This window comes from Meiothermus sp. (assembly GCF_026004115.1).
Taxonomy (GTDB): Bacteria; Deinococcota; Deinococci; order Deinococcales; family Thermaceae; genus Meiothermus.
In genome coordinates this window covers 2290541-2316026 of record NZ_BPIM01000001.1, presented here as the reverse complement: position 1 = coordinate 2316026, position 25486 = coordinate 2290541, and the positions used below count along the sequence as shown (strand labels likewise).

General features: G+C 62.9%; 20 protein-coding genes. 7 read left to right on the top strand and 13 right to left on the bottom strand.

Translation table 11 applies throughout. The features are described from left to right. Positions 1 to 176 precede the first annotated feature (176 nt). The 7 genes from Q0X23_RS11180 to groES form a co-directional block, all read right to left on the bottom strand. A complete protein-coding gene (locus Q0X23_RS11180) occupies positions 177 to 827 on the bottom strand; it encodes a hypothetical protein (RefSeq protein ID WP_297860363.1) in 651 nt (216 codons plus the stop codon). 657 nt (positions 828 to 1484) lie between these two features. Further along, positions 1485 to 3920, bottom strand: a complete 2436-nt coding sequence (locus Q0X23_RS11175) for a S8 family serine peptidase (RefSeq protein WP_297860362.1) — start codon at positions 3918 to 3920, stop codon at positions 1485 to 1487. Positions 3921 to 3950: 30 nt separating this feature from the next. Then, a complete protein-coding gene (locus Q0X23_RS11170) occupies positions 3951 to 5573 on the bottom strand; it encodes an Ig-like domain-containing protein (protein ID WP_297860361.1) in 1623 nt (540 codons plus the stop codon). 17 nt (positions 5574 to 5590) lie between these two features. After that, positions 5591 to 5938 (bottom strand): hypothetical protein, encoded by a 348-nt coding sequence (locus Q0X23_RS11165; protein ID WP_297860360.1) that lies wholly within the window; start codon positions 5936 to 5938, stop codon positions 5591 to 5593. Between the two features lie 199 nt (positions 5939 to 6137). Next, positions 6138 to 9257: an AAA family ATPase gene (locus tag Q0X23_RS11160; RefSeq protein ID WP_297860359.1), complete on the bottom strand. Its 3120-nt coding sequence runs from the start codon at positions 9255 to 9257 to the stop codon at positions 6138 to 6140. A gap of 110 nt (positions 9258 to 9367) precedes the next feature. Beyond that, complete coding sequence (gene groL / locus Q0X23_RS11155) at positions 9368 to 11005, bottom strand: chaperonin GroEL (protein ID WP_297860358.1); 1638 nt, start codon at positions 11003 to 11005, stop codon at positions 9368 to 9370. Between the two features lie 94 nt (positions 11006 to 11099). Next, positions 11100 to 11381, bottom strand: a complete 282-nt coding sequence (gene groES / locus Q0X23_RS11150) for a co-chaperone GroES (RefSeq protein WP_186814634.1) — start codon at positions 11379 to 11381, stop codon at positions 11100 to 11102. Between the two features lie 181 nt (positions 11382 to 11562). Here groES and Q0X23_RS11145 point away from each other — a divergent pair, with 181 nt between their 5' ends. Further along, positions 11563 to 12228, top strand: a complete 666-nt coding sequence (locus Q0X23_RS11145) for a vancomycin high temperature exclusion protein (protein WP_297860357.1) — start codon at positions 11563 to 11565, stop codon at positions 12226 to 12228. On the opposite strand, the gene Q0X23_RS11140 is transcribed toward Q0X23_RS11145, so the two are convergent. The 4 genes from Q0X23_RS11140 to Q0X23_RS11125 form a co-directional block, all read right to left on the bottom strand. Then, a complete protein-coding gene (locus Q0X23_RS11140; protein ID WP_297860356.1) occupies positions 12218 to 13012 on the bottom strand; it encodes an RNA methyltransferase in 795 nt (264 codons plus the stop codon). The two genes, Q0X23_RS11145 and Q0X23_RS11140, sit on opposite strands and share 11 nt — an antisense overlap. A 311-nt stretch (positions 13013 to 13323) precedes the next feature. Beyond that, positions 13324 to 13752: a hypothetical protein gene (locus tag Q0X23_RS11135; RefSeq protein ID WP_297860355.1), complete on the bottom strand. Its 429-nt coding sequence runs from the start codon at positions 13750 to 13752 to the stop codon at positions 13324 to 13326. A gap of 59 nt (positions 13753 to 13811) precedes the next feature. Next, complete coding sequence (locus tag Q0X23_RS11130; RefSeq protein WP_297860354.1) at positions 13812 to 14624, bottom strand: Fumble domain-containing protein; 813 nt, start codon at positions 14622 to 14624, stop codon at positions 13812 to 13814. Positions 14625 to 14676: 52 nt separating this feature from the next. Beyond that, positions 14677 to 15516, bottom strand: coding sequence for an SDR family oxidoreductase (locus tag Q0X23_RS11125; protein ID WP_297860353.1), 840 nt, complete (start codon positions 15514 to 15516; stop codon positions 14677 to 14679). 70 nt (positions 15517 to 15586) lie between these two features. Between Q0X23_RS11125 and Q0X23_RS11120 the strand changes: the two genes are divergently transcribed. Further along, complete coding sequence (locus Q0X23_RS11120) at positions 15587 to 16354, top strand: VOC family protein (protein ID WP_297860352.1); 768 nt, start codon at positions 15587 to 15589, stop codon at positions 16352 to 16354. Here the strand turns inward: Q0X23_RS11120 and Q0X23_RS11115 are convergent. After that, positions 16349 to 16885 carry a GNAT family N-acetyltransferase gene (locus Q0X23_RS11115; protein ID WP_297860351.1) on the bottom strand — a complete coding sequence of 179 codons (537 nt, stop codon included), beginning with the start codon at positions 16883 to 16885 and terminating at the stop codon, positions 16349 to 16351. The genes Q0X23_RS11120 and Q0X23_RS11115 overlap by 6 nt on opposite strands. 115 nt (positions 16886 to 17000) lie before the next feature. Between Q0X23_RS11115 and Q0X23_RS11110 the strand changes: the two genes are divergently transcribed. Both Q0X23_RS11110 and pepF read left to right on the top strand, forming a co-directional pair. After that, positions 17001 to 18344: a GH1 family beta-glucosidase gene (locus Q0X23_RS11110; RefSeq protein WP_297860350.1), complete on the top strand. Its 1344-nt coding sequence runs from the start codon at positions 17001 to 17003 to the stop codon at positions 18342 to 18344. 26 nt (positions 18345 to 18370) lie between these two features. Next, complete coding sequence (pepF, locus tag Q0X23_RS11105) at positions 18371 to 20194, top strand: oligoendopeptidase F (RefSeq protein ID WP_297860349.1); 1824 nt, start codon at positions 18371 to 18373, stop codon at positions 20192 to 20194. A 1-nt stretch (position 20195) separates the two neighbouring features. On the opposite strand, the gene Q0X23_RS11100 is transcribed toward pepF, so the two are convergent. Further along, on the bottom strand, positions 20196 to 21884 hold the full coding sequence (locus Q0X23_RS11100; RefSeq protein ID WP_297860348.1) for a peptidase M66: 1689 nt from the start codon (positions 21882 to 21884) through the stop codon (positions 20196 to 20198). Positions 21885 to 21957: 73 nt separating this feature from the next. Here Q0X23_RS11100 and proB point away from each other — a divergent pair, with 73 nt between their 5' ends. The 3 genes from proB (at position 21958) to Q0X23_RS11085 (ending at position 25399) form a co-directional block, all read left to right on the top strand. Beyond that, on the top strand, positions 21958 to 23097 hold the full coding sequence (proB, locus tag Q0X23_RS11095) for a glutamate 5-kinase (RefSeq protein ID WP_297860347.1): 1140 nt from the start codon (positions 21958 to 21960) through the stop codon (positions 23095 to 23097). Between the two features lie 12 nt (positions 23098 to 23109). Beyond that, positions 23110 to 24402 carry a glutamate-5-semialdehyde dehydrogenase gene (locus Q0X23_RS11090; protein ID WP_297861212.1) on the top strand — a complete coding sequence of 431 codons (1293 nt, stop codon included), beginning with the start codon at positions 23110 to 23112 and terminating at the stop codon, positions 24400 to 24402. A gap of 97 nt (positions 24403 to 24499) precedes the next feature. After that, positions 24500 to 25399, top strand: a complete 900-nt coding sequence (locus Q0X23_RS11085; protein WP_297860346.1) for a YhjD/YihY/BrkB family envelope integrity protein — start codon at positions 24500 to 24502, stop codon at positions 25397 to 25399. The last annotated feature ends 87 nt before the right edge of the window (positions 25400 to 25486 follow it).

Below are 25486 nucleotides of genomic sequence, written 5' to 3'. Positions count from 1 at the left end.
CCCTTCGGTCGGGTTAGTTCGTCACCCTTCTGTGACGAACCAACCGAATCTGGTATCAGACATCTCTATCTGTAAAGGGCGCCTTGAATCCAAAAGCTCTGGACTGCTCTCGTGAACTTGGCCCAAGAAAAATATCAGCCGAAAAACTTCAGCTGATATTTTTTGAGCGGTTTCGCTTAAAGCTTGAGCGCAAAACGCAGGGTCAAGTAAGCGGTGTTGAAGTCAAAGTTGCTGAAGCCAAATTCGGGGTTGAAGGTCAGGTTGGAGAGGATGTCGTAGCTGGCCCCCAGGTAGATGGTCTGGGCAAAGGGGCTGGGTACGATCTGATCCAGGGAAATGCCAGCGTACAGGCTGAGCATATCCAGGGCATAGCCAAACTCGAGATACCCATCCATCAGCCAGGAAAAGCTACCGCCCGAAGGTGCAATGGGCAGGTCGGTCACAAGGCGCAGGCCGCTGCTCAGGCTGGCTCCACCACCCAGGTCGTAGGCTAGATCCACGCCAGCCTGGGGGGAGATGCTAAAGCCAAAGCCGCTGGCGGGGGTAATGTCCAGGGTGATAGGAAGGCGAACTCGAGCATAGGCGCTCACGCTCAGCGGGCCATCGTTCACCAGATCAACCCCATACTGCACGAAGGGGCGAACCAGAATTCCCACGCCAAAGGTGGGGGTGATGGGCACCTCGAGACGACCCAGCACACCCGCAGTCAGGTTAGGGGCCAGGGTGGTGCTGTAGTTGGCTTCAAGGCGTGCACCCACACTAAACTGCGCAAAAGCAGGCGCGGCGAGAGCTAGAACAGCGACCACTGCAAAAAAGAGTTTTTTCATACAGAAAACCTCCTGCGGGTGAAAATATCATTAGAGCTCTATTTGTGCAAGTACTAACAAGCCCTGGTTCATCTCCTGCCATAGCGATTTTTGCGTTCAGCACAAGGCTTTTTGCGTTATTCGCAGCGCCACACAGCATGACCGATGATTAAAATTCCCTGTCTTCGGCTTTGCAAATGCAGATGAAAGTTAGGAGTACCGCATTTTCATGGCACCGTGCCAAGCGGCATGCTGGGTTGGGTGCAAGGGCAAACGTACTGGCCAAGCCAAATAAAAACACCCAACCCTCGGGGTTGGGTGTCCGGTGTAGGGCAGGGTTTATCGCGCCCTTCACAGACGTTGCCGCCCATGCCGCCGGCGGGGGCCGCGGGGCCTTCTTCTCTTCGGGCTTCTCGGCTACCACGGCCTCGGTCATGAGGATCAGCGAACCGATGGAGGCCGCGTTTTGCAGGGCGGTGCGGGTGACCTTGGCCGGGTCTACAGTGCCCCACTCCATCATGTCGCCGTACTCGCCGGTCGCGGCGCGGGCGGTCGGGCGCAGGCCGCGAGGAGCAGGAGCAGGCTGAGGTATGCGTATAAATTCACCGATAACTCCCTTTTGCGGGTCTACCGGGCATTCCGCAGACCGCTCTTGGGACGAAAAACCCCGCCCCGACCCTAGCAGATGCGGCTGACCTTGATCACGACGAAGTCAAACCCCTCGTTGTTCTGCGGGTCTTTAGCCTTGAGCCGCAGGCGCAGGGTGTCGCTGACCTCGCAAGTGTTGTAGGGGATGCTGTCGGTGGGCTTCCAGTCGCCACCCGCGGCAGGGGTGACGGGGTAGGTGTTGGTGCCCTGCCCGGTATTCGGGTCGTAGCCCGTGGTCACGTCCCAGGCCAGCGTGACCGCCCCGCCTTCGGGGTCGCTGGCGTTCCCGGCGAGCTTGACCACCTGGTCGGGCCCGATGGTGATGCCGTTCTGGGGGCTGGTGATGTTAACCACGGGCGGCAGGTTGGCGGGTGGGTCGACCACGCTGATGTTCACGGAGGCGCTGCCGCTGCCGCCGTGGGAGTCGGTGCCGGTGAGGGTGAGGGTGTGGTTTCCATTAGAGGTGAGTCTCACCGGAAGGTCACAGCCTGTGCCCAGGGGGGTGCTTCCATCCTTCCAGACCATGCTGGAGCAGGCGAGTTGGTAGCCGGGCTCGTTGGGATCGTAGCTCACCCCGCGCAGGGTGTAGCTCACGCCCCGGAAGAACTGCTGTCCGCTATAGGGGGAGCTGATGGCCACGGTGGGCGGGGTGTTGACCACGGTGACGGCGCGGCTGACGCTGGCGGTCGCGCCGGCGCTGTCGGTGGCGGTGACGGTGATGGTGCGGCTGCCCAGGCTGGTGGGGAGGTAGTCAACGCTGTAGCCGCTGCCCAGGTTGCCCTCGACGCTCGAGCTCCAGGTGACGGTGCAGCAGGGGAAGGGATCCTCGAAATCGGTGACGGCGGCCTCGAGCCTCGATTTCACCGCCACCTGCACGCTTCCGCTACCGGGGGAAATGATCTGCACGTTGGGCGGGACGTTGCCCAGCACCTGCCGCACCGCGGCCAGGGCGTTGACGTACTTCTTGACTTTGGGATCGGGGCTGGTGTGGGCCGTGTCCTTCAGGATGTCCTCGACCTCGCCCGCGCTCAAGGAGGGCTTGGCCGCCCAGATCAGGGCCGCAACCCCGGCGGCGAAGGGCGAGGAGAAGCTGGTGCCGCTGATTTTTCTGGCGTAATTAGCGGGGTTGTCCGGGTCGGGGCCCACCCAAAGGGTGAATGGCGCAAAGATCTCCACGTCCTGGTCGCTGTCACCGCCATCATCGGAGCTGTAGTTGGAGCCGGAAGCCCGGTTCTTGGAGTCCCAGGCCAGCCCACCCACGCAGATCACCCCACCGCTCTCGCAGGGGACCCACCAGGTCTCCTCCCAGCAGACGATGAAGCAATCCTCAGCCTCGACGTTCTTGCCGTCGTTGCCCGCCGAGGCGAAGAGCAGTGCTCCGCTGAGCCGGATGGCGCGGGTGGCGGCCTCGAGGGGCAGGGCGGTCCAGGCCAGCGCCGCCGGAACCGGCGCACTGAAGCTCATGTTGATGATCTTGGCCCCGGCGATGCGGGCCGTGGTGAGGGCTCCGATCACGGTGAAGTAGTCGTAGGAGGTGAACACCAATACCAAGTCGGCCACCGGCCCGGCGGAACCAGCGGCCCCGTAGCTGTTATCCGGCAGACCTGCGGCGGCATGGGCCACCGACGTACCGTGCCAGGGGCAAGGGTTCCCGCCCGAGCAGGAGAGAAAATTCTCGGTTCCGATGGGATTGACGAAGGGCACGTTGGAGAGGGCCAGCCAGCCAGAGGGAAAGTCGTCGTTGGGCTGGAAACCCATGTCCAGAATGGCGATCTTGACCTTGTTGGAGAGCTTTCCAGCCAGCTCCAGCGCCCGCCAGGCCTCGGCCACTCCGATGTCCTGGTTGCCCCCGGTCTTCATGTGCGGCCAGTTGAAGGCGTTGATGGTGTAGGCGGTGCCGCTGATGCTGTCCCCGGCGGGGGCCTCTACTGTGACCTTGTTGGCAAAAAGGTCTCCCTTGCTGACCCAGTTCACCCCGATGGCGAGCCCGCCTACTTGCTCCTGAGCGGCAGCGGCCAGCAGCTTGTGGGCGGCGGCGCTCGAGACCAAGAGCGCCCCCCGGCTGTCCTTGTCCAAAGCCCGCAGGTTGGCCGAAAGCTTGGAGATGTCGGCGGCGTCGGCGCGCACGCGCACCAGGTACTGTTTGCTCACCCCGCTCAGGCCCGCGGCGGCGGGGTCAAAGGTCTTCAGGATGCTCCCCTGCCAGCGAGCGAGGAAGGCGCCCAGGGCGGCGCTGTCGTCGGTGGCAACAACCAGCTCGTTCTCCACGAAGTCGGCCTGGTTGCCCTTGGCGTCGCGGATGCTGGCCAGGGGGCGGGGCACGCCGTCCTCGAGGCCGGGCAGCGTCGGCACGCTGGGCCTCACGGTGGGGTCCACGCTGACGGTGGGCGGGGGAAGTTGCTGGGCCGGCTGCTGGCAGGCCGAAACCACGAGCAAGGTCAGAATGGCCAAAAAATGCTTGTGCATAACCGTTTCTCCTCTAAAGTGAAAGGGGCCCTAGGGACCTACCTGTAGCTCGGTGACGAACGAGCCACTGACTTCTTCGGGAAGAGGCAGGCCTATCGTCCGACCGACGGATTGCTCCCGCGCAGCGGTGGTGATCCTCCAGGTGACGGTTCTGCCGTAGCCGTAGGGGGCGTTGGGAGTAAAGGTCACCTGGGTGCTGTCGGAACTCCAACTGAGTGTCCCGGAGATGCTGCTTGTTCCCACCCTGACCTCCAGCGCTCCCTGCACGCTGCTTGGGTTCATGGCCTCGGTGAAGGTGAAGGTGATGGGGGTAGTGATCGAGACGCCCCACGCGCCGTTGCGGGGGCTCGTGCTCTTGAGGCGGGGGTTGAAGTTACCGGTGTCCAAGCTGAACTGGTAAGGCGTGGCCAGCGCGTTGCCCGCAGTGTCCTTGGCGGCGGTTGCGAGGGTGATGGTGTAGGTGGTGAGCTGCTGGAAGGTGGTGTTGCAGCGGACGGCGTTGGCGTTCCAGACCCAAGAGCAGGTGAGGGAGGGCTGGCTCAAGAAAGCGTTCAGCACCGACTGCTGGTTCATAGCTTCGCTGAACTCCAGCAAGATGTAGCCGGTGTGGGTCTGAGGGTTGATGATGGCGGCGCGTGAACTCACCTCGGGCGGGGTGGTGTCCGGCGTGGCCCGCAGCGAGAAGGCCACTTTGTTCGGCCCGGAGAGGGGGTTGCCCCCCCTGTCCTTGGCCGAGATCACCAGCATGTGGGTCTTGCCGCTTTGGAACTGGTCGGTGGGGGTGAACTGCACCACCGTGTCGCCCTCGCTCCAAGTAGGGGTGCCGAAGTTCACCGGTACCGGTGCTTCACAGCTCGCGCTTGCGGGGGGGTCGGTGCTCACGCACATCCCGATCTCCACGGAGTTTTTGTCCATGGGCTCGGAGAAGGTGAAGCGCAGGAAGGGCACCAGGGCTAAGTCGGTGGCCCCATTGGCCGGCTCCGAGGAGAGCAGGGTGGGGGGAGTCATGTCTTTGGGGGTCACAGAGGCCACGCTGGACTTCGCCGAGCGGTTGCCGCTGGTGTCCTGCGCGTCCAGGGCATAAAAGTAGGCCTTGCCGTTCTCGAGCCCCGTCGCCTTGGCCAGCGTGGCCGGCTTTTCGACGAACAGGGTGGGCAGCAGCGCATCGGCGGCGGTGCCCACGTAGAGGGTGTAGCCGGCCAGGTCGGGCTCAGGGTTGGGGTTCCACTCCACGAAGAACTCCCCGTCGCCCGCAGTGGCCTTGACCCCGGTGGGGGTAGCTGGTGGGGTGCTGTCCGGAGGCGGCGTGGTCTGGAAGGCAATGGTCTTGTTCCCCGTGAGGGCGTTGCCGGCGAGGTCTTTGCCCTCTACGGTGAGGGTGTAGTGGGTTCCCACCTGCCAGCCGCTGGGGGGGGTATAGACCACGGTTTTGCCGTCGTTCCATATGGCCGTGCCCAGATCGGTGGCCGGGGTCGGGACCACCTTGACCGAGTTCTGATCCATGGCCTCGGAGAAAACGATGGAGAGCTTGGCAGAAGGGACGATATCGGTGGCTTCGTTGGCGGGGATGCTCGAGACGATGGTGGGCGGGGTGGTGTCGGCGCTCTGACAGGCGGCCAGGGCCAGCAGCAGGAAAATGAGTCTTAGCTTCATGCGATCCTCCCTCAGGTTTAACCGGCGGAGAGCGCCTCGAGGCGGACCAGCCAGACCCGCTCGGCCCCCGAGAAGTCCCGCTCATCGGGGTCGGGCACGTCCATCTCCAGTAGCAGGCCCTGGCCCTCGAGCGAGGCCCGGAAGATGGCGATGCCGGCGGGCTCACTGGGCTCCTGCAGAAGCCCCCGGATAGCCCCGCCGTGCGCAGGGGTGACCCCGCGCACCTCGAGGCGCTCATCTCCGCTGTTGAAGTACCCGTGCAGCTTCCCTTGCGGGTCGAGTTTCAGCTCGAGGGTGCAGTCTACCCCGCCTATCTGCCCCGCATAGATGCCTGACCAGTCCGCTGGCGAAACCGGCTTATCCATGACCGCTCTCCTTCCCCTGCATTCCTCCAAACCCCGCTTCACCTTGGGGTCTAGCCTGGGGGAGGTCTGGTCAAAAGCCGGTCAAAAATACGTCGAGGGTCGAGGACTGGGGGTTCTATGCCTTACGTCGTACGCAAGACGCGAAACGCTGTTCGGTTGCGATTTGGGTGTTCAGTGTTTGGCATTTTGCGCACTTTGGCTATCGCTTATGAGCCCAGGCTGGAGGGGCTGCCTGGAGGAAAGCCTCGAGCCCCGGCAAGACCTCGCCCACTTCCAAAAAGCGCTCCTGGGCCTCTTTGTACAGCCGACTGGCGGCCTTGGGGCTTCCGGAGCGCTGGACGGCTTGCAGGCTGAGTTGCAAGAAGCTGGTGTCGTAGGGTTCCATCTCGAGTAGGATCTGGGCCAGCCGGGAGGCCTCTTTGGGCTCACTTTCCAGCAGGGCTGCGGCCCCAGCGTACAGGGCCTGGGTCAGGGCCTCGCGCACGCTGCCGTGCCAGCCTTCGCCGAGGTGCTCGAGGTAGGGCCCGCGCCACAAGCGAGCATCCCCCCTCTGCAAGAACTCCTCGGCATCGGAGCGGATGGCTCCGAGGGCATAGCCACTCGGGGTGCTCTGGATGGCTTCGGAGCCCAGGGTCATGCGGATGAGGTGAACCTGTTGCTTGAGCGTGGCCCTGGCCCTGGCCTCCTCGACTGCGGGGTAGAACACGTCCGCTAGCTCGAGCCCGCTCACCTCGGTCTTCCCGGCGATGCGGGCCTCGAGCAAATAGCACAGCAACTCCAGGCGCTTCTTGCCCCGGTAGGTGATGGGCTGGCCATCCCGCTCCAGCTCCACCGGACCCAGCACTTTGAGGCGGAGCCCACTTTGGGGGGGGCTTTCGTGTAGTAGTTGGGACGGGCCGGCCAGCGCTGGGAAGTAGCGCGAAGCCAGCCTGGCCAGCCCCAGCAACCCCTGGGAGACGAACCACTCGTGGCGTTTGCGCGCGTTCTCCAGATTGGCGGAGATGCGGTCGGCTTCGAGGGCAAAGCGTTCGGCCAGTTTGCGCTCGTGTTGCTGGGCGGAAGCAGCCTGGATGGCCTCGAGGGCTTCGGCCAGCCGCCCATTTGCCTCCAGGGCCAGGCCATAGGCAAGCCAGGCATCGGCCTGTTTGATGCCCTCGCGGGTGCACAGGGCCAGGCCTTCCTGAGCGATCTCCAACGCTGCCACGGGGCTGCCGGCCTGGCTGTGAGCGCGGCTCAGGTAGGCCAGGCTCGAGGCCATGAACTTCACGTCGCGGCTGGCTCGAGCCAGCTCTAGCGCGCCCTGGGCGTGCTTGAGCGCCAGGGCGGGCCCGTGGAGCGGCTGCCAGGTCAGGTAGAGGCGGGCCAGCTTGAGGTGGCTCTCGGTTTGCCACTGCACCTGATGGTACTGCTGCAACAGGCCCTGCGCTTCCAACAGCAGGGCTTCGGCCTGCTCGAACTCGCCTTCGTCGGCCAGCCCGTCGGCCAGCCGAAGCTGCACCACCGCGTAGCGCATGGTCTGACCAGAGTGCATGCTCAGGGCCCTGGCCTCTTGCAAGCAGGCTTTGGCCTGGCTGCGCAACCCCAAAGCGCTGTAGGTGCTGGCCTGATTGAGCAGACCGGTGGCGATGGCTTGTGCCGAGCCCATGGATTTGGCCAAGACGATGAAGCGCTCCTCGATTTCGAGTGCCTGGGCATGGCAACCTCGATAGGTCTGTATCTGTCCCTGGAGGTTGAGCGCTGCGAGCTGAATTTCCGGGGGCAGCGAGTCCAGGATGGGCAGTTCCTCCAGGATGTGCTGGGCTTCGTCGAGCCTGTTCAAGAAGGCCAGGCAGGTTGCTACCTGAAGGCGGGTTCGGGGCCTGGCCCTGGCCTGATAGCCGGGCTGCTGGCTCCACAGCTCGACGACCTGCTGCCACCGGCCACCCTGGCCCAGGACGTAGATCTGGGTCTCCCACCAGCGAAGCGCGCTGTCTTCTGATCGAGGAAGCCGCCGCAGTGAGACCTCGGCTTCACGGATGCGTCCCTGTGCCGCCAGCAACTCGGCCAGCAGCAGAACTGCCTCTGGGTTGGGCAAGGGAGCGGAAGCTGCGATTTCGGCCATCTGAACGGCTCGAGTGGGATCCACAGTCTTGAGAAGCTGGGCGGCTTCGAACGCTCGCCCGGCTTGCTCGAGGCCGCCCCACTTCACGGCCTCGGCCAGCCACCTAGCCCGGCCCGGCCTGTCCCCCCTGGCTTCTGCGCTTTGCGCGGCGGCCTCGAGCAGCCTGAGGGCTTCCTGGGGTTCCAGGTGGGCCATTTCGATGAAGCAGGCCGCCTCTTCGGGTTGCCCGGCCAGCGCCGCCAGGGCCCGGCGGGCGTAGGCCTGCTTGCGTAAGCCGGGGATCTCCCGCTCGGCCACTTCCTGAATCAGCGGATGGGCAAAGCGATCCTGCTGCAAGACCCCCTTTTGGTTTAGAAGTCGCTGGATATGGCTCAGGGTTTGGCTATCCATCTCCGCCATCCTGGACCATAGCGCCTCAAGAGCGTCGCCATGGAACCTGCTGGGTAGTATGGCCCGTGCTTCCAGGGCGGCTTGCTGCTCCGGAGCCTCGACAAGGCCGGAGAGTACCCGGGCAATTAGCGCCTCCACACTCACGGGAACGAAGTCATCCGGGGGTTTTCTCCAGTGCCAGTGTCGGCCATCCGACCAGAAGTAGCCCTGCCGGGAGAGGTAACGCCAGAACTCCAGCGTGAAGAGGGGGTTCCCCTTCGCACGGGAAAAGACCCACTCCAGGCCCTCCTGGGGCAGCTCGTGCGCGGCTTCGGCACGGAGCAGCTGATTTGACTCCGCCTCGCTTAAGGGCGCTATGCGATACCCTTTGAAACATTCAAGCGGCTCGCCGCGGCTGGTGACCAGAAGCCCGACCCCCCGCAAGCGCAGGACGACCCGGGCGAGTTTTTGAACCAGCTCGAGGCGCTCGGGGCTGGCCTCGTGGAGGTCCTCGAGGTGAAGCACGAAAGGAGCTAGGGCGCTCATGGTGGCCGTCAGGGTGTCCACCAGGGTCGCTAGCGGCACGTACTGGCTGTGCATGAGCCGCTGGCGCTGGGCCTCGGTCCAGGCAGGCCGCCTGGGAGGTCGGGGGAGGGAGAGGACCAGGGCCCTGTCGGGGAGGGTAGCGTGCAGGCTCAGGCTCTGGCAGGGGGTCTCTAGCAGCAGGGCCTGGGCGGTGAAGGTCTTGCCCACCCCAGGCTCGCCCCATAGCCATAGCGCCTGACCTGGGCGCCTACAGAGCACGGCCTTGAAGTGCCGCCTGAGCTGAGTGATGGCTTCCTGGTGCACACCGCTCCCCACAACCGAAGCGCATTCATCGTACAAACCGTGACGTTACACCGGCGTTAAAATCATACCCCCTCTCCTGTGGAGAAGAGGGGGCCAGCCGGTGAGGTTTTTTAGAAGTCCATGTCGCCGCCCATACCGCCGGCGGGGGCAGCGGGGGCCTTCTTCTCTTCGGGCTTCTCGGCCACCACGGCCTCGGTCATGAGGATCAGCGAGCCGATGGAGGCCGCGTTTTGCAGGGCGGTGCGGGTGACCTTGGCCGGGTCTACAATGCCCCACTCCATCATGTCGCCGTACTCGCCGGTAGCGGCGTTGAAGCCATAGTTCTTATCCTTCTTGCTGAGGATGTTGTTCACCACCACGCTGCCTTCGTAACCGGCGTTGGCGGCAATCTGGCGGGCGGGTTCTTCGATGGCCCGCAGCACAATCTTGGCGCCGGTGGCCTCGTCACCATCGAGCTCCTTGAGCAGGTTCTTGATGGCAGGCACAGCGCGCAACAGGGCCACGCCACCGCCAGGCACAATGCCTTCTTCCACCGCAGCGCGGGCGGTCGAGAGGGCGTCCTCGTAGCGGTGCTTCTTCTCTTTGAGCTCGGTTTCGGTAGCGGCACCCACACGGATCACCGCCACCCCGCCGGCCAGCTTGGCCAGGCGCTCTTGCAGCTTCTCTTTGGCGTATTCGCTATCGGAGGTCTCGAGCTCCTTCTTGATGCCGTTGATGCGGGCCTCGATGTCTTCCTTCTTGCCCTTGCCGCCCACCACGGTGGTCTCGTCCTTGTTGATGCGCACGCGTTCGGCGCGGCCCAGCATGGACAGGGTGGCGTTTTCCAGTTTGAAGCCCAGCTCCTCACTGATCACGGTGCCACCGGTGATGGCCGCCAGGTCTTTGAGCATTTCCTTGCGGCGGTCGCCGAAGCCAGGGGCCTTGACGGCAGCAATGTTCAGGGTGCCGCGCAGGCGGTTGACCACCAGGGTAGCCAGGGCCTCGCCCTCGATGTCCTCGGCGATAATCAGCATGGGCTTGCCGGTCTGGGCGACCTGCTCGAGCACCGGCAGAAGTTCCCGCACGTTGGTGATCTTCTTCTCGGTGATCAGGATGTAGGGGTCGTCGAGCTGGGCCTCCATGGCATCGGGGTTGTTGACGAAGTAGGGCGAGATGTAGCCCTTGTCGAACTGGTACCCCTCTACAAAGTTGAGCTCGGTGTCGAGGCTCTTGGACTCCTCGACGGTAATGACCCCTTCGCGGCCCACCTTCTCCATGGCATCGGCAATCAGGTTGCCGATTTCGGCGTCGTTGTTGGCCGAGACGCTGGCCACTTCGAAGATGGCCTTGCGGTCGTTGACGGGCACGGCCAGCTCCTGAATGTTCTTGATGGCCACATCCACGGCTTTCTCGATGCCGCGCTTGAGGTCGAGGGGGTTGGCCCCGGCAGCCACGTTGCGCAGCCCTTCGCGCACGATGGCCTGGCCCAGCACGGTAGCGGTGGTGGTGCCGTCACCGGTGATGTCGTTGGTCTTGGAGGCGATCTCGATCATCAGCTTGGCGCCGATGTTCTCCAGGTGATCGTCTAGCTCCACTTCCTTGGCAACGCTCACGCCGTCTTTGGTAATGGTGGGGCTACCGAACTTCTTCTCCAGCACCACATTACGGCCACGGGGGCCTAGGGTCACCTTTACGGCGTTGGCTACTGCGTTCATGCCGCGCTCGAGGCCGCGGCGGGAAGCTTCATCAAAAACCAGCATTTTTGCCATGGTTGTACTCCTTTCAGTTTTGCATATAGCGAATAGCTAATGGCCTTTTGGGGCTTTTGTCTTTGACTATGGACTATCCGCCATCGGCTCTTATTTACATCACCGCCAGCAGATCGCGCTCGGAGAGGATGATGTACTCTTCCCCGTCAATCTCGATCTCGGTTCCGCCGTACTTGGCAAAAACCACGGTGTCGCCCTGCTTCACTTCCAGAGGTACCTTGGTGCCGTTGTCGAGCACCCGCCCGGTACCCACAGCAATCACCTTGCCCTTCTGGGGCTTTTCCTTGGCGGTGTCGGGCAGCACAATGCCCCCTTTGGTCTTGGCTTCTTCTTCAATGCGCTTGACCACCACACGGTCACCGAGGGGTCTGAGCATGGTTGCTGTTGCCATAGATACTACCTCCTTGTTGCGCTTTTGACAGTCTTGGGTTTAGAGTGTCAACCCGAAATCATATTATTTCGGGCTATCCATGAGAATGTCAAGAGGTCTGGGGCGCACAACCTAAAACAGTTGAGTCTACTAATATCAAGTTCAGGATAAGGTCTATACTAAAATTGTGCGCTGGACATTGCTATTCAAATATTTATCCTGGAGCGCTGGATTGCTGGTATTGCCCCCTCTTCTCATCCTGTCAGGAACGAACGCCTGGGTGGAGCGCTATAGCCAACCCTGGCTCTACCAAGACCCTCTTCAGGTACCCCACAACCGGGTGGGGCTGGTGCTGGGTACCGGCCCCACCACCGTTCGTGGCAGGCCCAACCCCTACTTTGTGGGCCGCATCCAGGCGGCTGCACAGCTTTACCAGGCCGGGAAAGTTGATTATTTGCTGGTGAGCGGCGATAATAGCAGCCCCTACTACGACGAACCCTCGGCCATGCGTGAGGCCTTGATAGCTCTTGGGGTTCCTAAAGAGCGTATCTACCGCGATTATGCCGGTTTTCGCACCCTGGACTCGGTGGTGCGGGCCAGGGGGGTTTTTGGGGAACAGCGCTTTACTATCGTCTCGCAGCGGTTTCACAACCAACGGGCGGTCTATATTGCACGGCACCGGGGCCTCGAGGCCATTGGCTATAACGCCCCGGACCCCCCGGAGGGCTTCCACTCCAACACCCGCTTCCGCGAACCCCTGGCCCGGGTGCAGATGCTGCTGGATTTGCTGTTGAACAAGCAGCCCAGGTACCTGGGGGCCCCAATTCGGATTGGGATAGACCCTATTCAATAGCCCGGCGCTGTCTTCTGGCCTCGTAGAGCATCAAGGCCGCCGTGACCGAAACGTTCAGGCTATCCGCCTGGCCTTGCATGGGAATCTTGACCTTCAGCCGGGCCCGGTTCAACCACAACTCCCCCAGCCCGGCGTGCTCCGGCCCCAGCGCGATGGCCACCGGCCCCCTCAAGTCGGCGTCCCAGAAAACCTGGTCGGTATGGGGGGTGGTGGCCACCAGGGGAATCCGGTGTTCTTCCAGCCAGTCCAGCACTGCCTGTTCCGGTACGGCAAAGGTGGGCAGTGAAAAAACCACCCCGGTGGAGTTGCGAATCACCTGGGGGCTGTAGAGGTCCACCCCGCCCACCACCAGCACCGCATCCGCCCCGGCGGCGTCGGCCGAGCGCAGCAAGGCCCCCAGGTTGCCGGGTTTTTCCAGCCCCACCGCCACCAGCAGCAGGGCGTTTTGGGGCGGCTTGAAGCGAGTCAAGGAAGGGTTGGGCATCCGGGCTACCGCCACCACTCCCGGCGGGTTCTCCCTGGCGCTGAGTTTTTTGAGCACTGGTTCTGAAACTTCCGTCACTACAAGGCGCTCGAGCTTGCCCAGTTCCGCCACCGTTCGGGCTTCCTCGGGATCCAGGTGCTCACCGCAGTAGGCCTGCACCACCTCCAGGCCCACCGCCAGGGCCCGCTCGATCTCCCTCGAGCCCTCTATCAAGAACAACCCCGTTTGCTCTCGCCCTTTGCGTTCCTTGAGAAGTGCGGCGGCCTTGATGCGGGGGTTGGACGTAGAGGTAATGCGCATGCGCCCATCTTAGCGGAGCATCGCCAATCAATCCCCTCCACGCCAAAGCAAAACTGTAACGCAAGATAATGATGTTATACCGGATTCAAAAAGATAATCGTTCAAACCAAAGATCCCCCAAAAGTTATCTTTTTGAATCCTAGAGCACACCCCTCCCGAACGGTCGGCGAAAAAAGCGTCTCCCTTCCAAAGGGGCTTACGCCCTCCGCTACGCGGATAACTTCCAAGGGGCGGTATCGCCCTCCGCTACGCGGATAACTTCGGTAGGGTTGATTCGTTATCGTTCAGTAACGAATCAAGCGAATCTGGTATCAGTGGGGCAACAAAAGACGCAGGTAGGCCCGTACCTGCTGATAGTCGAAGGTATAAACCGAGCCGTTGGGGGTGGTCATCTCGAGCACATCGCCCCCATCTTCCACCACCCGGCGCAGCAGCAAGAGGCCGGAGGGGTTGTAGAGTTCGACCTGGGCAGCACGGTAGGCCCCCTCGAGACGGGGGCTGCGGCGGGCTACGCCATAGGGCGAGATGTGCACTTCGGGCACCTCGACGGCCTCGTGCGACCAGGCCGACTCGTGGGGATCGAGCAGGTCGTCTTCCTCCAGGTGGGCTAAACCTTCGGCCAGCTCGAGCGCCGAGAGCCAAAGCACCTCCTCCCCTACCCCATCCGACAACACCAGCTTGAGGTTGTCGTAGTTGTTATCGTCTTCCAGGTGGGCGAAAAGGCCCGCGGGAGGTTTCATGGTTTCAGTTTACGACGGCTTTTTATGTCAAACGTCCCTGCAAGGCCCGGCTTGTTTTTTTAGACACAGAGGGCCGCGCCGTAGGCTGTGGCCAGTCCGGACAGGTGGGGAATGAGGGGCCTGGGTTCAATCTGGTAAAAGTACCAGACCCGCTCAAACGCCTGGCGCATGGGCTTCAGGTCGGGCAGATGCCCCACGATCACAATCTGCGACAGGCCGGCGGCCTGTGCGGCATTGATGGCAATCATGGCGATCACCTGCCCCACCAGCGTCACCAGGCCCGCCGCCAGGTCCTCGCGGCTGGGGTTGGCTCCTTCTACCAGCCGGCCAAAGTTGACGGCGGTAGCATCGGGGGGCAGGTGTCCTATACCCCCGCCAATTACATCTACCAGAGTTGAGTCCACGCCGCTGGGGTTGCCCGCTTCAGCCAGACGGGCCACCTCGAGGGGGTCGGAGGTACCCAACAGCAAGCGGGACAAGCCCAGCAAGGTCCCGCCCCCCACCGCCGAGCCGGTGAAGTGCTGGGCCTCGGCGCCGCGGGCGGCAATCATGGCCGTACCGGTGCCCGCCGAAACTACCAGGGCTTCGGTCAGGCCGGACAGGGCCAGGGCCCCCCGCCCTACCGCCTGGGCCTCGCTGATTTTTTCGACGGGAAGCCCCTCGAAGGTATCGGGCAGGTGGCGCGATAAACCTCCGGCGCTGGCAATGGCCCCCAGTTCAGAGGATTGCACGTTCAGGTGATGGAGCACCCCCCGGAGCGCCTCCGGGCTGGCGGGGCCGGTTTTTAGGGTCTGGTGAGCCAGAATCTGGTCGTTTTCCACCAGCACCACATCGGTATTGGAGAGCCCAAAGTCCACGCCGAGTTTCAACATGGGCTTCAGAATAACCTGCAGAGAAAATTCAAAAAAGCCCAGTACCCTGCTTCTATAGTGTGTCCAGTACCTCGCGCACCCCACGCAGGCGGGTCTGGAGCATGGACTGGGCCAGCGAGCTGTCCAAGGCGCAGTTGGCCGGACGGGGTTCGGGGAAGTCGGTACGGGACTGGGGCGGCAGGTAGGCCGGGTCACGTCCGTGAAGGGGGGCAATCAAGCGGCCAAACTCGAGCCGGCTCAGCACCTCGGCGCCCCCCAGGTGCAGCACACCCGGATGGCTCAGCAAAACCAGCTCCCACAGGGCGCTGGCCAGGTCTTGCACAAACACAAAGGAGCGGTGCTCGTCCACAAATAGCCCCCCTGTGCGCTTTCCATCGGCAATCTCCAGCACCATCTGGCTGGTCGCGTCCACAGGGTTCAGGCCCCAGATGAGCGAGGTGCGCACAATGGTGGCCTGGGGCAGGATGGCCTGCACAACTTGCTCGGCCCGGAGCTTGGCCCGACCGTAGGGGGTGATGGGGTTGGGCGGCGCCGACTCGGCGTAGGGCGGGTACTCGCCGTCAAACACCTGGTCGGTGGAGAGGTGGATGAGCCGTGCCCCGATATTCCGGCACGCCTGGGCCACATGAGCGCTGCCCTGCACCGTAATGGACTCGAGCGCCTCCGGGCCGGCCTTGCTGTAGGCGGTGTGGACGACCACCACCGGGCGAAACCGGGCCAGCGTGGCCTCAACGGCTTTAGCGTCTCGAATATCCAGGCGAACCCACGCCACCCCCGGTAGCCCAGGGGTACCGCTAAAGTAGCTGGCCCCCAGCACCCAGGGCTGGCCAGGCTGCTGGCGCAACAAAGCGGCCCCCAGGTATCCTGTCCCCCCCGTTACAAAAACACGCACCCCGATAGCATATCGAAATTCTAGTCCCCAAATGCTTTACATTTTATAGCACTTTGGATACTATGAAGCCATGACCCCAACGCTGGCGCTAACCGGGCTCAACCTGCGGGTACAGAACCTCGAGCGCCAACTGGCTTTCTACCAGGGCTTGCTGGGCCTCGAGGTTCTTTATCAGCAAGGCCCAGAGACCACCCTGGCCCCCACAGGCGGAAAATTCACCCTTACCCTGCTGTACGCGCCCAACGCCCCCCTGCGCCCCCAGCCTACCCTGGGGCTGTACCATCTGGCCCTGCTGCTGCCCAGTCGGGCCGCCCTGGCCGCTATTTTCCGACGGCTGGTGGAGGCCCGCTACCCCCACTTTCAAGGGGCTTCCGATCACGGGGTCTCGGAGGCCCTCTACCTGGCCGACCCCGAGGGCAACGGGCTCGAGCTTTACCGCGACCGACCCCGCAAAGAATGGCCCTTTCGGGGCGACCGGCTGGCGATGGTATCCATGCCGCTCGACCTGCAAGCCCTTCTCGCCGAAGCCAAACGCAGCGAACCGCTCGACCCAGAGACCGCCCTGGGGCATCTGCACCTCCACGTGCGCGACCTGGACGAAGCCCAGGCCTTCTACCAGGGGCTGGGCCTAGAGCTGATGCAGGGCGACTACCCCGGCGCCCGCTTCCTAGCCGCCGATAGCTACCACCACCATATCGGCATCAACCTGTGGGCCCGGGGCCGCACCGCCCCCAAAGACGCCACCGGGCTGCTTTCCTACCAGATGGCCATCCAGGGCCAAGCCCCCCAGACCCTGACCGATCCCAATGGAACGCAGGTTCAGATTACAAGCTTATAGCCCGTACTCCACCGGGTAGCCCACCTCGGCAAACGCCGCCGGGTAGCGCACTGTGCCCCTGTACTCGGGGGTATAAGCCGAAAGCGGCCTGGCCATGTATTCTTGGGGGGCCACTGTAAACGGTGGGCGGATGCCGAGTTGCCCCGAGGGCACAAAACCGAAGCGGGGGTAGTAGTGGGCGTGGCCCCGCACCAGCACCAGCGGCGCCCGCCGGGCTTCCAGCCAGGCCAAACCTGCTTCCACCAGGTGTTTTCCTGCACCCAGGTTTTGAAACCTGGGATGAACTGCTAAAGGAGCCAGCACCGCCACCTTCCGCATCACGCCCTGTTCGTCCTGCAAACCCACCTCACTGAACAATATGTGACCCACGGGCCGGCCCTCCACCACTGCCACCAGCGAAAGTTCTGGTACATAAAAAGGCGACTGTCGCACCCGGGCCACCACCCGGGCCTCCTGTTCGCCGCCAAAAGCCAGGCGGTGAATTTGCTCCACCAGGGCGTATTCGTCGGTGCGTTCGGGCCGGATTTCCATAGCCCATACCATACCCAGTGGATTCGTTGGAGGATGAACAAAGACGCTTTGGCCCTGGCTTTTCCAGCGCAAAAAACCCATTGGTAGCAGCCTGACTCCGTAGTAGATTGATGCCGTGATAGCCTTTAGCAAAAAGGACTTTGGCCCCGGCTTTCGCTGGGGTGTGGCGACCGCCGCCTATCAGATTGAAGGCGCGGTGAACGAGGACGGGCGTAGTCCCTCCATCTGGGACACTTTCTCTCATACCCCAGGCAAGATTAAAACCGGCGAGAACGGCGATGTGGCCTGCGACTTCTACCACCGCTACCGAGAGGATATTGCCTTCATCCGCGAGATGAACATGCAGGTCAACCGGTTTTCCCTGGCCTGGCCGCGCATTTTGCCGGAGGGAACCGGCCCGGTCAACCCCAAAGGGCTGGATTATTACCACCGGGTTATCGACCGCACCCTCGAGCTTGGCCTCGAGCCCTGGGTTACCCTGTACCACTGGGACTTGCCGCAGGTACTGGAGGACAAGGGGGGCTGGACGAACCGGGACATTTTGGGGTGGTTTGCCGAGTACGTGGAGGTTTGCAGCCAAGCCTTTGGCGATAAGGTCAAACACTGGATGGTGCTCAACGAGCCCACGGTTTTTACCGTGCTGGGCTACATGCAGGGCACCCATGCCCCAGGCCGCAAGGGCTTTGGCAACTTTTTGCCCGCCATCCACCACGCCGCCATGGCCCAGGCCGAAGGTGGGCGCATCCTCCGTGCCCACCTGCCGGACGCCCAGATAGGCACCACCTTCTCGGCTGCCTATGTGCAGCCTGCCGGCCCCACCTGGCTCAGCCGCATGGCCGCTGCCAACTACGACGTAATTGCCAACCGGCTTTTTATTGAGCCCGCCCTGGGGCTGGGCTACCCCTGGAAAACCATGCCCTTTTTGCGCCTCTTACAGCGCCACATCCGCCCCGGCGATATGGAGAAGCTAGCCTTCGATTTCGACTTCATCGGCTTGCAGACCTACTTCCGCCAGCTGGTGCGCTTCGACCTTTTCACACCCGGCACCTTTGGCCAGGAAATACCCCACGCCGAGCGCGGCAGCGGCGAGCTTACCGAGATGGGCTGGGAGGTCTGGCCCGAGAACATCTACCTCCTGCTCAAGCAGTTCAGTGCTTACAAAGGCGTAAAGCGCATCATCATCACCGAGAACGGGGCCGCTTTCCCCGACACCCCGGAGGGGGAGCGGGTACATGACCCCAAGCGCCTGAAGTACATCCAGGACCATCTGGCCCAGGTGCTCCGGGCCAGGCGCGAGGGGGTGCCGGTAGAGGGCTACTTTTACTGGAGCCTGATGGATAACTTCGAGTGGGCCGAGGGGTACAAGCCCCGTTTTGGGCTGGTGTACATAGACTACCCCACCCAGAAGCGCATTCTGAAAGACTCCGGGCGCTGGTTCAAGGAATTCCTGTCCGACTGACCGGCGGGTCAGTTAGAATAAACTGGATGAGGACCCTACCCAAGCGATCCGAACTACCCAAGGAACAAACCTGGAACCTTGAAGCCCTTTTCCCTTCGGAGGCCGAGTGGCAAAAAGCCCTGGAAGAAGCCGCTCGTTCGGTGGAAGAGGTCAAACCCTTTGCCGGACGGCTGGGGGAGTCGGCCCAGGTCTTGCTGGAGGCCCTGCAAACCTACGAGACCCGGATGCTAAAGGCCATGAAGGTATTTCAGTATGCCTCGCTGCAACTCTCGACCGAGGGCACCAACCCCACCTTTACCCGCATGGTGGGCGAGGCCCGCACGGTGGTGGCACAACTGGCCGCAGCAGGGGCTTACCTCGAGCCCGAAATACTCCGCATTCCCCCCGAAACCCTCGAGCGTTTTCTGCAAGCCGAGCCTGCGCTGGCAGTTTATGAGCACTACCTCGAGGCCCTAAAAATCCGCAAACCCCACCTGCGCAGTGAGGAGGTCGAGGCGGTGCTGGCAGCTGCCTCCGACCCGTTGGGAGCACATGCAGCCACCGCCTATGCCGCCACCAACGCCGACATGCAGTTTAGGCCGGTGGAGCACCAGGGCCGCAACCTACCGGTCTCCCATACCACCATCGGTGAGCTGCTGGTGCACCCCAGCCCCGAGGTGTGCAAGGCTGCCTGGGAATCGTATGCCGATGGGCACCTGGCCTTCAAAAACACCCTAGCCGCCACGCTGCAAGGCAGCGTTAAAAGCTTTGCTTTTCAGGCCCGTACCAGGGGCTACAAAAGCAGCCTCGAGATGGCCCTGGCGGGGGGCGGTCGCACCTGCGGCGATAACATCCCCCGGGCCGTCTACGACAACCTGCTGGCCACCTTCCAGGCCCACCTGCCCATCTGGCACCGTTTCTGGCGCATCCGCAAGAAGACCCTGGGCGGACAGCTCCACACCCACGACGTGCCCATCTACGACGCCCCGGCCCCCCTGGTGCCGAGCCCCAAGATCACCTTCTGGGAGGCCGCCGAGACCATCTGCCGGGGCATGGAGCCCCTCGGACGGGAATACGTAGAGCTCATGCGGCGGGGGTTGTTTGAGGAGCGCTGGGTGGACTGGGGGCAAAACCAGGGCAAGCGCGCTGGGGCTTTTTCATCCGGACTGAAGGGCACCTTCCCCTACATCCTGATGAGCTGGTCGGACGATCTCTTCTCGCTGAGTACGCTGGCCCACGAGCTCGGCCACTCCATGCACAGCTACTTCACCCGCAAAACCCAGCCCATCGTCTACGCCCGCTACAGCCTCTTTATTGCCGAGGTGGCCTCCAACTTCAACCAGGCCCTGGTGCGGGCCCGGCTGCTGCGCGAGGCGCAAACCCCGGAATACAAGCTGGCAGTGCTGGAGGAAGCCTTTGCCAACTTCCACCGCTACTTGTTTGTAATGCCCACCCTGGCCCGCTTCGAGCAGGAGCTCTACGCCCGCATCGAAAAGGGTGGGGCCCTCACGGCTCCCTACCTGATGGAACGTCTGGCCGAACTCTTCGCCGAGGGCTATGGCGGTGAAGTAGAACTAGACAAAGAGCGTCTCGGAGCGGGTTGGATGCACTTCTCGCACCTGTATAGCCCCTTTTATGTGTACCAGTACGCCACCGGTATTGCCGCCGCCAATGCGCTGGCCCAGGATGTGCTCGAGCAGGGCGAACCCGCTGCCCAGCGCTATCTGGACTTTCTCAAGGCGGGCGACTCGGTGTATCCGCTGGAGGCGCTCAGAATCGCGGGGATTGATATGCACAGCCTCGAGCCGGTGGAGCGAGGGTTTGGGGTGCTGAAAAGCATGGTGGACGAGCTGGAGAAGCTGGTGGGCTAGCCTAACGCGCAAACTCCAGGCGCTGTGTGTTGAAGCCGTCCGACAGGGCTATCTCCCAGCGTCCGCCCGAAGGCAGACCCACGGTAGAAAGGCGGGCCTCCCCACCCGCAAGCCATAAGGCCAGGGTAGTACGCGCCTGGCCGAGGTGGGCCACCGAGGCGTAGGGGAAGACCGAGGGCATCCAGGTAAGGGTGAGGCTGCTGCCCGATTCGGTAAGCCGCACGGCGGGGTTGTCGGTACTCTGGCGGGTCAGACGTAGGTCGCGGCGATAAAGCGACAAACCCTCGCGTACCACTTCGATTTGCCGTAGCGGGCCGGGGTCGGGCAGGAGCAGGCTAAAGTGCTCCTCTGACCAGGATTCGTCTGGGGGCTGCTCAGGCCCATGTGGCGCTTCCACGCGCTCGGTTCGGAACGAAACCTCCACCAGACCCCCCGCCGCCTCGAGCCGCAAGCGATACGTACCGGGCTGGGGCGTTTCGGGGACGGCCTTCATTTTCACAATGGGGTTGAGGATGACCTCGCTGCCACGAATGCGCCCACTGACGAGCAGCACCTCTTGTGCTACCCCCAGGTTTTGCAACTGCGCGCTAGACAGGTTGGCCTCGAGGCCGACCGACGCGAGCCCACTGCTTGCGGATCGAACCTCGGCCCACTGCGCAAGCCCCGACTGACGCTCGAGAAAACTTTGCATCCCCTCGTACATGTAGTCGGAAATCCACTGTGGGGTGCAGTAGCTCATCACGTCCTTGTACTGGCCTGGGTTGAACACCACGCTACTGGCCATGCTATAGCCCCAGGTGCCAATAAAGCCGCCTGGGTAGGGGTAGCCCGACTCACCCGCCACATTGCAGGGCGCATGCCCCCGGCCCAAGTTGTGCCCAATTTCGTGCGCCATAATGCGGGCGGCAGAGCTGGCAAAATCCCACCCGGCGCTGACCGGCAACCCCACATACCCAATCCCGGCAATGCCGCTGGTGTAACCCACCCGCACCACACCGTAGTAGTACCGGCTGCTTCCGTCGCTGGTGCGCAGGTTGCGCAGGGCACTGAGCAGGTTGCTCCAGTCGCTGCTGGCACTGCCCACCGTAGCGCCGTAGCTAAATGGGGCCCGGGTGGAGGTCTGTACGCCCTGCAGCGGGAGCATGTCCCGCAACAAGTCCACGCCGGGAAGGGTGGGTGGGGCGGTCTGCCCCGGTTGTAGCACCGGCACCAGAGTAAGCGGGAGCACCGTGCCCACCCCCACTGCCGGTGTGAGGGTCAGGCGGTTGTCGGCCTCGTTGTTTTCGCCAATCTGATTGCTGGGGTCGGCCAGCAGCCGTACTTCCATTCCGGCGATTACCCAGGCCGCCGGAAGGGTGGCACGGTAGGTCTGGGCTAGGTCGGCAGGGTTGATGGCGGTGGGGAGGGTGGCGGGGCCGGTAAAGCTTAGCTCGCCCAGCCGGTTGGAACCCCGAAACACCTCCGCCTTGAGATGGCCAGGCAGGCCCTCGCGGTCTGCGGTCATGTACACGCGTAGCAACGCAGGTTTGCCCGCTACCAGGCGCAGGCCTGTTTTGAGGACGCTCTGGCCCCACTCGGTTTTTTGAATGGTGACTTCGCCCGAGACCAGGGGCACCTCCGGCCCCGGCACCGACGGAGAGGGGTTACAAGCCGCCAAAGATAACAAAGCCAGCCCAAACCAGGCACGCATGATGCCCCCATATCAACATAAGCAGCGCATTAGCCGAGTGAGAAAAAGCCCAAGAAGCGTTACCATAACGGCAATGAAGGTTCGCAGGCCCCTCGAGGTTCAGACTTTCCGCCGCCTGGTCGTCAAGGTGGGCAGCGCCGTGCTCAGTGGGCCCAGGGGAAGGCAGCAACAACTGGCCATCGCCGCCCAGATCGCCGCTCTGCGCAGCGAGGGGCGTGAAGTGGTGCTGGTCTCGTCCGGGGCCCAGGCCATCGGGATGCAAAAGCTGGGGCTTACCGAGAAGCCCAGGTCAATGCCGGGAAAACAAGCCCTGGCCGCGGTGGGCCAGCCCACCCTGATGTATCTGTGGGAGCAGGCTTTTAGCTGGTACGACCTGAAGGTAGCCCAGGTTTTGCTCACCGCCGAAGACCTGGGCCACCGACACCGCTACCTGAACGCCCGACAAACCCTGGAAACCTTGCTCGAGTGGGGTATTGTGCCCACCATCAACGAGAACGATACGGTAATGGTTGAGGAGATCAAATTTGGCGACAACGACCAGCTTTCGGCCCTGATTGCCACCCTGGTGGGAGCCGACTTGCTGGTTTTGCTTTCCGATATCGAGGCCCTGTACGAGGCCGACCCCCGCACCAACCCCCAGGCCAAACCCATCCCCTACGTAGAGCGGGTGGATACCCGGGTGCTGCGCATGGCCGGCGACAGCCCGGGCCGGGTGGGCACCGGGGGCATGAAAAGCAAACTGCTCGCAGCCGAAAAGGCCCAGGCTGCCGGAATCCCTACCCTGCTGCTGCCCGGAACCCACCCCCAGAGCATTGCCAAAGCCCTGCGCGGCGAGCCGGTTGGCACGCTTTTTGCCGGGGGCAACCGCCGGTACAGCGGTCGGAAGCTCTGGCTGTACCAACTCCCCAAGCCCCAGGGAGAGGTCGTAGTAGATGCCGGTGCAGCCCGGGCCTTGCGCCAGGGCGGCGCCTCACTGCTGCCGGCGGGCATCCTCGAGGTGCGCGGACAGTTTGGGGTAGGCGAGGCGGTCAGGTGCCTGGACGAAGAGGATAACCTGATAGGGGTTGGCCTGGTGAACTACAGCGCTACCGAGCTTGCCCGTATCCGGCGCAAGAAAACCAAAGATATCGAGGCCATTCTAGGTTACAAAAACACCGACGAGGCCATCCACCGCGACTACTTTGCCCTGGTTTCGGAACTCGAGGGGATGTAGTTGGTTTCATGCATAGAGCCCCGCCAAAGCAGTGGTATCTTTGAGGTTATTATGATCGGCACCCCCATGCTCCAAACCTATGCCCAGGCCGCCCGGTTGGCCGCCAGGGCGCTGGCGGCAGCCTCGCCCAGCGCCAAAAACACAGCCTTGCTGGCCATAGCAGAGAGACTCGAGGCCCAGCGCGAAGCCCTGTACGCTGCCAACCAAAAGGACCTGGAAGCCGCCCAGGCCGCCGGGCTCCCGGCAGCCAAGCTCGATAGGCTTCGCCTGAACGAAAAAGTGCTGCAAGACCTGCGCACCGGCCTGCGCCAGGTAGCCGAGATGCCCGACCCAGTGGGCGAGATTGAGGGCTTGCAGATTCGGCCCAACGGCCTTCAGGTAGGCCGCATGCGCGTTCCTCTGGGGGTGATTGGCTTCATCTACGAATCGCGCCCCAACGCCACCGTGGAGGCCAGCGCCCTGAGTTTGAAGGCCGGAAACGCCATCCTGCTGCGGGGCGGTAAAGAGGCCTGGCACTCCAACAACGCTCTCGTACGGCTGCTCCAGGAAGCACTGCACGAGGCCGGTCTGCCCCAGGAAGCCATTCAGCTGGTGCCCACCACCGACCGCAGCGCCATCCTGGAGATGTGCCACCTGGGCGGCCTGCTCGACCTGATCATTCCCCGGGGCGGCAAAGAGCTCATCGAGCTGGTGCAGCGCGAGGCCCGGATGCCGGTGCTGGCCCACGCCGAGGGGGTCAACCACCTGTTTGTCGACGAGAGCGCCCATCTGGAGAACGCCGTACGCATCGCCGTTAACGGCAAAGCCCAGCGCCCCAGCACCTGCAACAGCCTGGAGAAAGTCCTGGTGCATAGCGCCATTGCCCCGGTGTTTCTGCCCAGGCTGGCCCAGGCCATGCGCGAGGCCCAAGTCGAGCTTCGCGGCGACGAGCGCACCCGCGCCTTCATCCCCACCCGGCCCGCCAGCGAGCAGGACTGGCATACCGAGTACCTGGACTTGATTCTGGCCGTAAAAGTAGTGGACACGCTCGAGGAAGCCCTGGAGCACATCGCCCGCTACGGCTCGCGCCATACCGAAGTCATCTGCACCGAGCACCACGGCCACGCCCTGCGCTTTTTGCGCGAGGTGGATGCCTCGTTGGTTTTGGTAAACGCCTCGCCCCGCTTCAACGATGGCTTCCAACTGGGGTTGGGGGCCGAGATTGGCATCTCTACCAGCAAACTCCACGCCTATGGCCCCATGGGGGTGAAGGAGCTGACCACCACCAAGTTTGTGGCCCTGGGCCAGGGGCAGGTGCGCGAGTGAGCTAAGCGCGTCAAAAGTAGCCGTAGTATTGCGACCGTAAGCTACCAGGCATTTACCATCAGTGTTCAACTTTGGACGGCCCACTCGCCAGGCACATATGCAATCCTTCCTCGGCCAGGTCTACCAGCTTTACACCCGCTCGCATATCCCTTTCTTTTCGGCGGCGCTGGCCTACTACGCCCTCTTCAGCCTGATGCCTTTACTGATTCTGCTGGCGGGCATTTTCGGCTTTGTACTTTCGGGCAACGAAGATTTGCGCAACGCTGTGCTGGTGAGGCTTGTTGAACTGGTGGTGCTGCTTTTTCCAACCCAGCCCGACCTGGCCCAGACACTGGTGAACTTCCTGACCCGCGGGGCCTTCCCCCTCACCTTTGCCAGTCTGCTGATTTTGCTCTGGGCCAGCAGCAATTTTTTCGCGGCCCTGGCCTACGCCCTGGGCATTATCTTTGGAGGGGTCTTACCCCTCTCCCAGCTCCCCCTACCTTCGCAAGCGGCAGCCTCCCCCGACCCCCACCCCCTGCACCGGCTGCTGCAACGGGCCTGGCTACTCCTGCAGGTGATGCGGGGGCGCATTGCAGGCCTGCTGGCGCCCTTACTGCTGGGTCTGGCCCTGATTTTATTAGCCCTGCTGGGCCTGGCCATGGGCTTTTTGCTACGTTTCCTGCCCGCCGAGCTTAGTTTTTTACGAAACGGGGTGGAGGTGGTGGTGCCCATTCTGGGGGCGCTTTTGCTTTTTTTCCTGACCTATATGCTACTACCGATTCCCACCCCCCGGGTGCTCGCCGCGCTGGCGGCCGCGACGCTGGCTGCTTTGGCCTGGGAGGGCGTACGCCTGGGGCTTCCGCTGCTGCTGCCCCGCACCCAGTACGAGCTGATCTATGGCCCCATTGCCGCTTTTTTACTGGCACTGGCCGGCTTTTACCTGACCATGTGGATACTGCTGGTGGGCGCAGTGCTGGCCAAAACCCTGACCGACCGCTCGAGCGACACCATATGAAGGCCAAACCAGCACCCCCGGTGTATCGCTTCTGGTCCCCGAGTAATGAGAAATCCGTTTATTTCGTTCCCAATTTTCCGAACGGTT

Bases quoted from the DNA above. Each gene is read 5' to 3' on its own strand.
- Q0X23_RS11130 (WP_297860354.1), bottom strand. From the start codon at position 14,624: ATGTTGAAACTCGGCGTGGACTTTGGGCTCTCCAATACCGATGTGGTG.
- pepF (WP_297860349.1), top strand. From the start codon at position 18,371: ATGAGGACCCTACCCAAGCGATCCGAACTACCCAAGGAACAAACCTGG.
- Q0X23_RS11085 (WP_297860346.1), top strand. From the start codon at position 24,500: ATGCAATCCTTCCTCGGCCAGGTCTACCAGCTTTACACCCGCTCGCAT.
- Q0X23_RS11100 (WP_297860348.1), bottom strand. From the start codon at position 21,884: ATGCGTGCCTGGTTTGGGCTGGCTTTGTTATCTTTGGCGGCTTGTAAC.
- Q0X23_RS11140 (WP_297860356.1), bottom strand. From the start codon at position 13,012: ATGCGCATTACCTCTACGTCCAACCCCCGCATCAAGGCCGCCGCACTT.
- Q0X23_RS11180 (WP_297860363.1), bottom strand. From the start codon at position 827: ATGAAAAAACTCTTTTTTGCAGTGGTCGCTGTTCTAGCTCTCGCCGCG.
- groES (WP_186814634.1), bottom strand. From the start codon at position 11,381: ATGCTCAGACCCCTCGGTGACCGTGTGGTGGTCAAGCGCATTGAAGAA.
- Q0X23_RS11175 (WP_297860362.1), bottom strand. From the start codon at position 3,920: ATGCACAAGCATTTTTTGGCCATTCTGACCTTGCTCGTGGTTTCGGCC.
- Q0X23_RS11115 (WP_297860351.1), bottom strand. From the start codon at position 16,885: ATGGAAATCCGGCCCGAACGCACCGACGAATACGCCCTGGTGGAGCAA.
- groL (WP_297860358.1), bottom strand. From the start codon at position 11,005: ATGGCAAAAATGCTGGTTTTTGATGAAGCTTCCCGCCGCGGCCTCGAG.
- Q0X23_RS11165 (WP_297860360.1), bottom strand. From the start codon at position 5,938: ATGGATAAGCCGGTTTCGCCAGCGGACTGGTCAGGCATCTATGCGGGG.
- Q0X23_RS11135 (WP_297860355.1), bottom strand. From the start codon at position 13,752: ATGAAACCTCCCGCGGGCCTTTTCGCCCACCTGGAAGACGATAACAAC.
- Q0X23_RS11120 (WP_297860352.1), top strand. From the start codon at position 15,587: ATGACCCCAACGCTGGCGCTAACCGGGCTCAACCTGCGGGTACAGAAC.
- proB (WP_297860347.1), top strand. From the start codon at position 21,958: ATGAAGGTTCGCAGGCCCCTCGAGGTTCAGACTTTCCGCCGCCTGGTC.
- Q0X23_RS11170 (WP_297860361.1), bottom strand. From the start codon at position 5,573: ATGAAGCTAAGACTCATTTTCCTGCTGCTGGCCCTGGCCGCCTGTCAG.